At 38.4% G+C, this 11,942-nt stretch carries 12 protein-coding genes; 2 read left to right on the plus strand and 10 right to left on the minus strand.

Annotated elements, in window-relative coordinates; all coding sequences use genetic code 11:
* Nucleotides 1-2 precede the first annotated feature (2 nt).
* Entirely contained in the window at nucleotides 3-974 is a 972-nt protein-coding gene (locus N0B29_RS06050) for an HD-GYP domain-containing protein (protein WP_263832806.1), read from the minus strand.
* A gap of 223 nt (nucleotides 975-1,197) precedes the next feature.
* Between N0B29_RS06050 and N0B29_RS06055 the strand changes: the two genes are divergently transcribed.
* Together N0B29_RS06055 and N0B29_RS06060 are read left to right on the plus strand one after the other, a co-directional pair.
* Nucleotides 1,198-1,803 carry a hypothetical protein gene (locus N0B29_RS06055; protein ID WP_263832807.1) on the plus strand — a complete coding sequence of 202 codons (606 nt, stop codon included), beginning with the start codon at nucleotides 1,198-1,200 and terminating at the stop codon, nucleotides 1,801-1,803.
* A 12-nt stretch (nucleotides 1,804-1,815) separates the two neighbouring features.
* Nucleotides 1,816-2,475, plus strand: coding sequence for a DUF1847 domain-containing protein (locus N0B29_RS06060; protein WP_263832808.1), 660 nt, complete (start codon nucleotides 1,816-1,818; stop codon nucleotides 2,473-2,475).
* Between the two features lie 44 nt (nucleotides 2,476-2,519).
* On the opposite strand, the gene N0B29_RS06065 is transcribed toward N0B29_RS06060, so the two are convergent.
* The 9 genes from N0B29_RS06065 to N0B29_RS06105 form a co-directional block, all read right to left on the minus strand.
* Nucleotides 2,520-3,791, minus strand: a complete 1,272-nt coding sequence (locus tag N0B29_RS06065; protein WP_263832809.1) for a 4Fe-4S dicluster domain-containing protein — start codon at nucleotides 3,789-3,791, stop codon at nucleotides 2,520-2,522.
* A 60-nt stretch (nucleotides 3,792-3,851) separates the two neighbouring features.
* A complete protein-coding gene (locus tag N0B29_RS06070; protein ID WP_263832810.1) occupies nucleotides 3,852-4,529 on the minus strand; it encodes a YggS family pyridoxal phosphate-dependent enzyme in 678 nt (225 codons plus the stop codon).
* Entirely contained in the window at nucleotides 4,519-5,577 is a 1,059-nt protein-coding gene (gene rseP, locus N0B29_RS06075) for an RIP metalloprotease RseP (protein ID WP_263832811.1), read from the minus strand. Before rseP ends, N0B29_RS06070 begins: the two co-directional genes overlap by 11 nt.
* Nucleotides 5,577-6,119 carry a CDP-diacylglycerol--glycerol-3-phosphate 3-phosphatidyltransferase gene (gene pgsA / locus N0B29_RS06080; protein ID WP_263832812.1) on the minus strand — a complete coding sequence of 181 codons (543 nt, stop codon included), beginning with the start codon at nucleotides 6,117-6,119 and terminating at the stop codon, nucleotides 5,577-5,579. The genes rseP and pgsA overlap by 1 nt, the downstream gene beginning before the upstream one ends.
* A complete protein-coding gene (locus N0B29_RS06085; protein WP_263832813.1) occupies nucleotides 6,116-6,883 on the minus strand; it encodes an enoyl-ACP reductase in 768 nt (255 codons plus the stop codon). The genes pgsA and N0B29_RS06085 overlap by 4 nt, the downstream gene beginning before the upstream one ends.
* On the minus strand, nucleotides 6,883-7,776 hold the full coding sequence (gene dapA / locus N0B29_RS06090; RefSeq protein WP_263832814.1) for a 4-hydroxy-tetrahydrodipicolinate synthase: 894 nt from the start codon (nucleotides 7,774-7,776) through the stop codon (nucleotides 6,883-6,885). Before dapA ends, N0B29_RS06085 begins: the two co-directional genes overlap by 1 nt.
* A 1-nt stretch (nucleotide 7,777) precedes the next feature.
* Nucleotides 7,778-9,037, minus strand: a complete 1,260-nt coding sequence (locus N0B29_RS06095) for a M16 family metallopeptidase (RefSeq protein ID WP_263832815.1) — start codon at nucleotides 9,035-9,037, stop codon at nucleotides 7,778-7,780.
* Nucleotides 9,038-9,085: 48 nt separating this feature from the next.
* Complete coding sequence (locus tag N0B29_RS06100) at nucleotides 9,086-10,150, minus strand: quinone-dependent dihydroorotate dehydrogenase (RefSeq protein ID WP_263832816.1); 1,065 nt, start codon at nucleotides 10,148-10,150, stop codon at nucleotides 9,086-9,088.
* Nucleotides 10,151-10,224: 74 nt separating this feature from the next.
* Nucleotides 10,225-11,940: an ABC transporter ATP-binding protein gene (locus tag N0B29_RS06105; protein WP_263832817.1), complete on the minus strand. Its 1,716-nt coding sequence runs from the start codon at nucleotides 11,938-11,940 to the stop codon at nucleotides 10,225-10,227.
* Between the last annotated feature and the right edge of the window lie 2 nt (nucleotides 11,941-11,942).

Consider the following 11,942-nt stretch of genomic DNA (forward strand, 5'->3'; position numbering starts at 1 on the left):
GACTAATTGTGTGTGCAGCTTTTTCCTATGAAGCGTATAAAGTCATAGAAGAGTTTTTCATCAAAATCATTGATCATCTCTTGTTTCATCATTTGAAGAGACTTGAAAGAGCTAAAGGCATTTTTGTAGGAACGCTTTGTTGTTAATGCGCTAAAAATATCACAGAGTGAAATTATTTTTGCAAAATCATTGATCTCATGCAGTTTTAAACCATCTGGGTATCCATTGCCACGAGCTTTTTCATGATGGCTTCGTACACCCATAAGAATATCTTCATTGATTTCATCGTGAAATTTGAGTACATCATAGCTATGGCATGGGTGGCTCTTCATTAGTGAAAATTCTTCATCTGTCAGTTTTCCATTTTTATTTATAATTTCATGTGGAATTTTGTTTTTACCAATATCATGCATCATTGCTGCATATCCAATATTGCGAAGATTTTCAAATGAGAATCCTAAATAATTTGCAAAGCCTATGACAAAAACGCTTACATCGACGGAGTGGGTATAGGTATAGTAATCATGTGAGCCTATACTCATCATGCTTTTAATGGATGTGTCATAATTTAAAATAATGTTTATTGTATGATCGACCAATGTTTTGGTTCGTTCTAAAGATTTTTTAGACTCAGGGTTCTTTAAAAGATCGTTGATGGCGTCTGAAGTACTTTTGTAAACCAAGAGAGATTTTTCATTGAGCGGAATTGTATCATCAGATGAAATTTTTTTTAAATAGGACTCTATGTGGTTATCGTATGATGGTTTTTCGGTAAGATGGATATAAAAATATTCTGATAAATCATTGGTGTTTTTGATGTTATCCGTTAGCTTTTCAGGATATATATCGCCTTTTTCAACAATCAGATGAAACTTATTTTCTCTTTCTAAATAAAGATTGAAATCAAGTTGCATCCCAGGTTTAATAGCACATAATGGTATATTATGAAAAAGCGGTTCACTCAAAACGGACATACATTTAAGCCTTGTTGGACTCGAATTTTAAATACAAACAAATAATCCTATCAAACTTTCAATCACAAATGAGACACATTAAATCAATGATTTGTGACCATTTTATAACTTTATCCATGACATCGGCATTTTGAATAATGAAATACGACTTGTATGGGTACAAAAACTTATAAAGAAGCGCGTAATAAACACTTTTTCAGTTCCTCTTTGGCAGAATGATCACATGAAAAAAGAGATACTTTACCTAATCGAATACTTAGCGAAGAGCGAAAATGAGCAAGAGAGAGCTTTTTATGAACTGTTGGTTCAAAACCTCGCTTCACAAGAACTTTATTCGCCTACAAAATTTACACAAGCGCAAATTGGCTCATTGATGTCTCGACAAGGGTTTTGTGCTCCTTCACATTTTGTTGAGGGCACAAAAGCACTTGATGCCGCTTTTGAAGCTGCTTTGCCTAAACCACTGCAAGAAGCAAAGAAAAGCCTTTTTATGACACTTTTAAGTGTTAACTTTCCTAAAAAGAAAGGATTTTTAAGTGTCTCACTAGACCTTTTTCTCTCTCAACTTGAGCCTGTAGAAAAAAGCATTTATGAAAATCTTTTGGCCTATGTCGCTGGACTCAACCGTGCCCTTGCGCTTTTTTTTATTTTAGGCAAAGAAGATACACAAAACTTTACACCAGAACATTTAGTGACATTTGCGGAATCTTTACATGGTAAGCTTTTGGAGTTTCTTTTTAATGAAGAAGAAAAAGCCTTACTGAGTCAAGGTCTTAAAGAGTTGCTTGGTGTTTACCTTAGCCTATATGGCAAATATCTTTACATGTAAAAGGATTTGCAGATGAAAGAAGATGAAAAAGAGCTCAGTTGTGCCGAGTGTGGAACGCTGAACTGTCATAAGCACGAAAGCCGTTATCCTAAGTTTTGTTTGACGACCAATGTCGATGAGAAGATGCTAGAAGAGTCTCTTGAATGTTATAAAGATGAAGATGGAATTGATCGTAAAATTGCGCTGGCAGCCGCTGACATTGAGGGTAAGTACTATGGACAGCTCACACGCGTTGAAGAGATTTTGGCATTTGCAAGGCGCATTGATGCGAAGAAAATTGGCATTGCCTCATGCGTAGGACTCGCAGCTGAGTCAAAAGTCTTTGCAGAAATTCTCAAAGTTAACGGCTTTGAAGTTTTCATGGCGATCTGTAAAGTAGGCTCACGTGATAAATGTGAAATAGGACTCAAAGAAGAGCAAAAAATTCGCCCCAATACCTTTGAGCCTATGTGCAATCCTATACTTCAAGCTAAGTATCTAAACAAAGCCAAAACAGATCTCAATGTCATTATGGGTTTGTGTGTTGGTCATGACTCGCTTTTCATCAAATACGCCAAAGCAACGACAACGTATCTTGTTGTAAAAGACCGTGTTTTAGGGCACAACCCTGTCGTTGCACTTTACACCACAGGTACATACTACAAAAAACTTTTAAGCCCAAAAGAGTACTAAATTCTTTACATGTAAAGAGCAAGTTCAATAAACTTGGCTTGTTCTTATTTTATATTTGCCAAAAGTTTTGCAAAATAACGCGATTTGATCTGTTCACTTGCCATGATCTGTTTAATTGGTGGCAGTTTGAGCAGGACTCCTAAAATAGCTGCCATAGCGCGGTGGTTCCAAAGTGCTTGATTATCAAAAATGAGATCTTGCAGTTTCCCTCGCTCTATCGCCATCATAACCGTTTTATGTGCGGTATTGATGGGTGTAATGATGCGTTTAGCACGCTCTTTGAGAGAGATAACATGATCTTTGCACGTCGTGACACATACCCCACAACCCAGACAGCGATTTTCATCCAGAGTCGCTTTCATTTTTTTAGGTTTTTGCGGATCGTGTGCTGAAACCATTGAGATAGCCTCCACAGGACAAGCCTGAGCGCATTGGCAACAACCATTACATGTCAGATCAATTTCGGGTAAAAAATTGGTGGTTTCCACAGGATTTAAAAAAGCAAAACGACGAGCGGCGGTGAGAGCTTCACAACAACAACTACAACAGTTGCAGATAAAATTAACTCCGCTTTGAGCATTTTCTCCAAACTGTACCAACTTATGCTCTCTTGCTTTCTCTAGCAGTTCTAACCCTTCACTTTTTTCTACGAGTCTTGTGTAGCCATATTTTGAAAGAGAATGTGCAGTGTTGCCAAATGTCATACAAATATCGATAGGAGCGTCGCAAGCCGTTCCTAGATGTTGTTTTTTATGTCGGCAATAGCACATGCCAACACCCATATATTTGGAACTTTCAATGATATGTGAAGCACGTTCATAATCAAGCACATGTAGGCTATTTTGAGGCGAGAGTGCATTTTCATTGACAAAGGCTCGACCAGGTTTTGTCTCCCCCGTAAAGAGTGCTTTGATGAACTCCTCTTCTACACTAAGGTATTGGTAAAAAAGCTTCGAAATAACGGTTTGATCGACATGCCCACCTGTGCGCATTAAGGTAAACTCAAAAAAACCAGCCATAGGAGGAGGGAGCACATACGTAGAGCTTCCTTCTTGTTCAATGTCAAGAAGTAGTGCTTTTGAGCAGAGCGTATCGAGTGTTTTTTGTGCTTCTAAAACAGTTACTTTCCAAATTTGGGCAGCCGTTTGAGTCTTAAAAGGCTTAATGGGAAGAAGTGAAACTAACTGGGCTTCTTTGGGTGTAAAAAGAAGGCTTAGAATTTCATAGAGGGTTTGTGAAGGAGGCGCACCTAAAGGAAAGCGGTTGAGTCTTTCAATAAGATGCGTATAACCTTCACGGGATGTGAGATGTGACATGGCAAACTCCTTATCACAGAGGTATTTAAAACAATAGTCTCAAAATCCTTATGGAGAGCTTTATTTAAATAGAATGCTTCCTAATCGAACCATATTAGATCCGCAGGCAATGGCAAGTTCAAAATCAGAGCTCATTCCCATAGAGCAGTATTTTGCACCATGAGCTTGCAGTGATTCGTAAATTTTATGTGTCGTTTCAAAGCTTTTTTGGATGATGGCAGTATCTTCACAGTGAGCGCCGATACTCATAACGCCTTTTAGATGAAGATTTTTACATGTAAGCATGATTTGCTCATACACTTCAAATGCAACCTCAGGCATTACACCTGCTTTTTGGTCTTCATACGCACTGTTAATTTGAAGTAACACATTCATCGTTTTATTCTTTACATGTAAACGTTTATCCATCTCTTGAGCAAGCTCTAATGAGCTTAATGAGTGCATTAAAAAAGGATCAAGATCAATGAGTTGATTGATCTTATTGGTTTGTAAGCGTCCGATAAAATGCCATTCTAGAGGCAAATGCGCAAGTGCATGAACTTTATCGCTCATGTCTTGTACTTTGTTTTCACCAAAAGAGCGTTGACCGATGTTGTACATTGCTTCAATCATCAAAGGCGTTGCGCTTTTACTTGCCGCTACGATTTTGACGATGTGATGTTGGCTTACATGTAGGCGCGCTTGCTCAATACGAGTGAGAATTTCATCAAATGTGTTTACAAAATTTTTAGTTTCCATTAGTTAACCTGTAAATGTCATTAAAAATGCTAAAAGCCATGAGGCTCAACAGTAGTACCCAACCAGCCGTTGTCATGTTTATAAGAATACGTTCATTAGGTGCTTTTTTAGTGATTAGCTCGTAAGTATTGAACATAATATGTCCACCATCAAGAGCTGGAATAGGCAAAAGATTGATGACACCAAGATTGACTGAAATAAGAGCAATTAAGGCAAAAAGTGCGACAAGCCCAGCGGCACTTGCTTCTGATGTCACTTGAACAATAGAGATAATGCCACCCAACTCTTTAGGTGAGACAACACCTTCAACAAGTTTTTGCAGACTTGTTAAAATGAGTGTCGTTGCTTTGGCAGTTTGATCATAAGCAAAACCAAAAAGTTCATTGGCGCCATAAACCACTTCAATCGTTTTACCACTTGGTGCAACCCCAATCATTTTCTTTTGCTTTGTTTCGCCAAACATATTTTGATATTCACTAATTTTAGGGGTTAAAAGGAGTGTTTGCACACTTCCTGCACGTTCCACTTTTAGCTCGATTTTATCCATGCTTTTTTGAATGATTGCACTGACTTCATCCCACGCCTCAATCACAATACCATTGATCATGACAATACGGTCATTTTCCTGAAGTCCCGCTTCAAGGGCAGGGGAGTTTTCACTGATTTTACCAATGATAGGCGCGTATTTGCTAACCCCCATTGCTCCGACAGCCATAAAAAGAAGAAACGCTAGTAAAAAATTTGAAAAAGGACCCGCAAAAAGAATGATAATACGCTTCCATGGTGCTTTTGTGTTGTAGCTGTCCGCATCATAGCTTACTTTAGTGGGATCACGGTCGTCTTGCCCTTTCATCTGCACATATCCACCTAGAGGAATCAGCGAGAGGCAATACTCTGTGTTACCGACAATTTTTGTGAAGATTTTTTTACCAAATCCGATGCTAAAAACTTCAACGTGTACACCAAAAAAACGAGCAGCTAAGAAGTGACCCAATTCATGGAAAAAAATAAGAAAAGAGAGAACTAAAATGGAAGTAAGTGTTCCCATTAATGGCTCTCTTTTTTAGTGTATCCGATGATGTATTCATAGCCTGAGTAGAGTGTTAGAGCAACGGCTGCCCAGAGTAAAAGGTTTGCATAAGGCCAGTTCATCATTAAAAAGCCAATGGCGATCATCTGAAGAACGGTTTTGACTTTTCCAGCCATACTTGCCGCAATATCCTTACCTTCGCCCATTGCCGCTACACGAAGACCTGTAATGAAAAATTCGCGTGTAAGGATGAGAAAGATCGCCCATGGATTGGCTCGATCTATCATCATTAGACCAAGAAATGCCGCTAAAGTGAGCATTTTATCAGCTAGGGGATCTAGAATGGCGCCTAATTGTGTCATTTGATTCCAACTGCGCGCAATGTAGCCATCGAAGAAATCGGTAGCGCTTGCGATCACAAAAATCAAAGCCGCAAAAAAGTCTATCCAGCTTGGATGTAAACTTGCAAAAAGAGGCAAGTCACGATTGACCAAGAGGACAAACATGAGTGGTGCTAAACCTATGCGTAAAGAGGCTAAAAGATTAGGAAGGTTCATCATTTAAACGTTGTTCCACCATCAATTAACATGGTATGCCCTGTAATCCATGATGCCTTATCTGAACAGAGAAACAGACATGCGCCCGCTAAGTCTTGTGGTTGACCCATACGACCCAAAGGTGAAAGTTTAGCTGTAATGTCGCGAACTTCTTCATAGTTTGTAAATGCTCTTAAAGCATCTGTTTCAATGGGGCCACCACTCACGGCATTAACGCGAATTCCCATGCAACCAAGTTCAGCCGCAGCGTAACGAACCATGGTTTCAACAGCTGCTTTTGCGGTACCATGACCTGCATAGTTTTCAATGTAAACGAGGTTACCTGTTGATGAAAGAGAGATGATACTTCCTCCACCCACTTTTTCCATACGTTTTGCTGCTTCTTGAGCGCCTACAACAAATGCGTTAACGGTTGCCGTAAAGATGTTATTGATACCACGAGGTTTAAGTTTCATAAACTTGGTATATCCACCTACAACAGGACGACCTGAGATGATCGCATTAGAGATAAAAAAGTCAATACGATCAAAATCTTTGTCGATCTCTAAAAAAAGATCTTTGTAGGTCTCTGGTTCTAAAATATTGAGTGGATAAGCTTTTGCTTTAATGCCATATTTTGTTTCCAAGTCTTTTACTTGCTCTTTTGCTAACTCTTCATTTGAGTTATAGGTAAATGCAACATTCACACCTGCTTGGGCAAATTCATAAACAATGGCTTGACCGATACCTCTAGTACCGCCGCTAATGACAAGTGTTTTCCCCTTCATTAAAATCCTTTAATCGTATATTTTTTGAGTGTATTTTCAATACGTTTCATATTCTCGTTGCTTGGCGCGCAGAGTGGTAGACGATATTCCAATGTTTCAAGCAAGCCTGCGATATACATTGCCGCTTTTATAGGAATAGGGTTACTTTCACAGAAAAGAGTTTTGTTGATCTCATAAAGTGAGTCATTAATGGCTTTTGCTCCATGAAAATCGCCTGCTAGTGCTAAATGCGTAAGCTCCGAGATTTGATCTGGCAAAATGTTTGATGTCACAGAAATAACACCTGACCCTCCATTTGAGAGAATAGGGTAGTTAATCGCATCTTCACCGCTAAAGACAGCCAATTTGGGCTGATGAGCCAGTAAATCAACACAACGATCAATAGAACCCGTTGCTTCTTTAACGCCAAAGATATTTGGGCATGCATCATAGAGTCTAAAGATGGTATCAGGGAGTAAATCACAGCCTGTACGTCCCGGTACATTGTATAAAAGGACGGGAATATCTACAGAGCTTGCAATGGCTTTATAGTGTTGAAAAAGACCTTCTTGCGTTGGTTTGTTGTAGTAGGGTGTAACTGAAAGAATACCGTGTGCGCCATGTGCTTGTGCAAACTTAGCCAATCCAATGGCTTCATGGGTTGCATTGCTTCCAGCCCCTGCAAGGACTTTAACATCACTTTTTGAGCAGACATCAACAGCAATTTCGATACAACGGCGGTGTTCGTCGTGATCAAGTGTTGCACTTTCACCCGTTGTACCCACAGGAACAACAACATCAATGCCATTTTTAATCTGTCTTTCTATCAATTTTGCATAGTGAACTTCATCGAGTTTTCCATTTTTAAATGGTGTAATAAGCGCGGTCATCGCTCCTTGTAACGAGTGGTGCATCTTAATAATCCTTTCTTAATATCACAGTCGTAGAGGACTGTGGGAGTAAATATTTGTTAACAGCTTTGATTATATCTTCTTTTTTGAGCTTATTGATGCCCTCTTCATAATTTAGTAACGGGGTAATGTCCCCCTTGGCATAGTAAGAACCAAACAGTGAGGCTAACTCACTTGAACTTTCTAAATTATGAATAAAATCGGCTTTTGTATTGATCTTTATCTTTTCAATATCTTTATCGCTTACATTGCCTTTTTTTAGACTATCAATAATTTTTAATATCTCTGCTTCAACGCTTTCCGCTTTCACACCGGGGTTACAGACTGCTAAAAACAGAAAGATCGAAGGATCTTTCGCTTCCATAGCGTAGCCGTAGATTTGGTTGACCAATTGTTTTTCATCCACTAAAGTACGGTGGAGCTTACTGCTCTTTCCACTACTTAGAAGTTCACTTAATGCTGAAAGTGCAACTTGATCTTCATGTGTGAAGTTTGGAATCTTATAGGCAATCGCTACCATTTCCACTTCACTCTCTTTTTTAATAAGAAGGCGCTTTGCACCATCTTGTTGTGGTTCAACTTGATGATGTGCGGCAGGAATTGGCATTGTATTTTTTATTTCACCAAAATACTTTGCAACATTGTTAAAAACAACTTCGGGCGTAATATCACCAGCCACAACAACGATGGCATTGGAAGGTTGATAATATTTGGAGTGAAAACTACGAATATCTTCAATGCTCCAGTTTTTAATATCCTCTTTAAATCCTATCGGTGTCCAGTGGTAAGGATGATAGGTAAATGCATTATTAAAAAGTCTAAAATACAAATAGCCAATCGGCGAGTTATCGGTTCTCCAAAGTCTTTCTTCAAGAACAACATTGCGCTCTGGTTGAAACTCTTCATCGGTAAGTTTAAGATTTTGCATGAGTTCTGCAAAAAGCTCTAAAGATTTTGGTAAATTCTTCGAAGAGCTTTTGATGAAATAATGCGTATAATCAAAACCTGTTGAAGCATTATTGACACCACCAAATCCTTTGACGATTTCATCAAATTCACCTGTTTTAAGGTTTTTTGTTGATTTGAAATTGAGGTGCTCCAACATGTGAGCGATGCCGCTTTTTCCCATGATTTCATTGCCGCTTCCGACTTTATAAAAAATGTCTGTGGTAATGACATCACTTTTATTGTTCATAGGAATAACAACAATTTGTAGGCCATTCTCCAACGTTTTGGTAAAGTGCTCAGGAAGAGAGTTAGCCATTAATGCTCCTAAAAATGTTAAAAATAGTAGTAACTGTTTCATGCGTTATCATCTCCTGTCGCTTCCTATAACTTCGCTAATATGACTAAATCCATCTCTTTCCATACGCTCTAAAATGCCTTGATTTATCGCACGGTTGAGTGAAGGACCTTTGAAAATAAATGCGGTATAGATTTGAATCAAACTCGCTCCTGCTTTGAGTCTTCTATACGCTTCATCCGCAGAATCAATACCGCCAACGGAAATCAATGTTGTTTTGCCAAAAAATTCTTTAGCAAGTGCGTCAAACATCGCAAAGCTCTTTTCGGTGAGCACCTTACCACTAATGCCACCAAAATCTTTTGCATTTGGAAGCAAAGAGTAGTCGATGGTTGTATTGGTTGCCACGATTCCCGCTGCACCATTTTCAAGAGCAGTTGAGCTTACATGTAAAGCATCAGACACCGCTAGATCAGGTGCGATTTTAAGCAGAACAGGTTTACATGTAAGCTCTTTTGCCATCACAAAAAGATCTTTAATAAACTGTTCATTTTGTAAATCTCTAAGGCCTGGTGTGTTAGGCGAAGAGATGTTAATGACCAAATAATCGCTCAAGTCTTTAAAACGCTTAATCAGTTTTTCATAGTCTTTAAGCGCATTTTCGGCTGATGTTGTTTTGTTTTTACCAATGTTAGCACCTAATGGTGTGGCAAAAGGGTAGAGTGATTCTAATCGCTTACCGACTTTGTACATGCCTTCATTGTTAAAACCCATAGCATTTTGAATGGACTCTTGCTCAACATAACGAAACAGTCTTGGTTTGGCATTGCCACTTTGAGGCTCAGGTGTAATCGTACCATACTCAATGTGCCCAAATCCAAGGGCTGTAAGCATTTTGATCATGGTAGCATTTTTGTCAAATCCTGCACCAAGACCTAGAGGATTTAAAAATGTTGTTCCCAAAAGTTCTTGTTCAAGGCGTTTGTCATGAATAAAAAACTGTTCTGCTATGGGTTGGAGAATAAAAGGTGTATAGTTTGCGCCATTTTTAAAGAAAAATTCTGCAATATGGTGCGCATTCTCTGGCGAGAAATTAAACATGAATTTTTTCATCAAGCCATAATAATCAAACATCTTTTATTTCCTTCAATATAAAGTACGCGATTATACTCCATAAAAGATAAAAGATGGTTGATTTTAGCCTATTGCTAGTGCTGTAAGCCTTTGAGATTAAGATACTCTTTGGAGTTTGCGAGTAACTCTTCATCGCTTCCAATAGCACAAATTTTGCCATGTTTAAGAAGCGCGATTTTATCTGCTTTTTTGATGGTGCTCAGACGGTGTGCAATGACAAAAGTGATTTTATCTTTGATGAGATTTTCAATCGCTTCGGTAATTTTTTGTTCACTTTGTGTGTCTAGTGCAGAAGTGGCTTCATCTAAAATAAGCACTTGTGGATTAGTGTAAATCGCGCGTGCTATGGCAATGCGTTGCCTTTGTCCGCCTGAGAGATTGGTTCCAAATTCATCTAAATGCGTGTAAATTCCCTCACTTAGGCTTTGTACAAATTCATACGCATTGGCTTTTTGCAATGCATCAATGACTTTAGCCTCATCAATCTCTTTGCCATAAGCAACGTTTGCTGCAATGCTATCGTGAAAAATATAGACGCGTTGGGTTACCATCGCAATATTGTGACGCAAATCGTGCAGATCAAATGATTTTAGATCCATACCATTAATTTGTATAGTGCCAGATTTTGGATCGTAAAAGCGCATCAGCATATTCATTAAAGAACTTTTACCACCACCGCTATCACCGATGAGAGCGATCATTTCGCCTGCTTTCGCTTCAAGTGTTACATCATTTAAAGCTTGTTTCTCTCCATAAAACAGTGAAACATTGTTAAAAGAGATCGTATTGATTTTTTGAGGTAAAGATTCTGTTCCCGATGGAATAGAAGGTCGTTGATCCAGCAAGAAGAAAATACGCTCACTTGCCACTAAGGCGTCTTGCATTCGATTGTAAAGACCAGAAATTCTCTTAATTGGGGTATAAAGCATAAAAAGGGCTGTTAAAAAAGAGAAAAATGCACCTACACTCATGCTTCCTTCTATAACCTCTTTACCGCCCACTAAAATAACAACAGCAACGCCGATAGAACCCAATGTTTCCATGACCGGGCTAACAAGTTCGTTGACTTTAACCGATTTCATGGTGAGTTTAAAAAAGCGTTCATTATCTTTTTGAAAAAGTTCATGCTCATAAGCTTGGGCATTATTGGCTTGAATAATTTCAATGTTATTGAAAATTTCACTTAGTTTTGCCGTAATATCAGATATTTTTTCTTGTGATTGGCGTGAAACTTTCTTCATTTTTTTAGAGAGAATACTCAAAGGATAAACAGCCAAAGGCATAACGACCAGCGCATAAAAAGCAAGTTCATAACTTTGATAAATCACAACACCAATCAGACCAAAAATAGTAAATGTTTCTCGTAAAAACTCAGGAATGAGATTGGAAACAACGGTACGTACACGTTCAACGTCGTTCGTATTACGGCTAATAAGTTCACCTGTTCGGTATTCATGGAAAAATGAGAGGTCAAGTTTTAAAAGATTTTCTAAAATATTTTCACGAAAACGTCTGATAATATCATGCCCAATATAAGCTGTGTAGTAAGCTTGCATATACCTACCAGCCTCTTTGATCGCATAAACGGCAATAATGGCATAAGGCAAAAGCTGTAGCATCTCTTTATCTTTTGCAATAAAAATTTCATCTAAAAGAGGTTTTACAAGATAAGCAGAGTAAGCCGTACCACCACTGGAAAGTCCCATACCAACAATAGCCAAAATAAAATAAGGTATGTAATCTTTAAAAAAAGGAGAAAAACGCTTTAAAACATCTTTAAGGCTATACATTT

This window comes from Sulfurospirillum oryzae, assembly GCF_025770725.1.
Lineage (GTDB): Bacteria > Campylobacterota > Campylobacteria > Campylobacterales > Sulfurospirillaceae > Sulfurospirillum > Sulfurospirillum oryzae.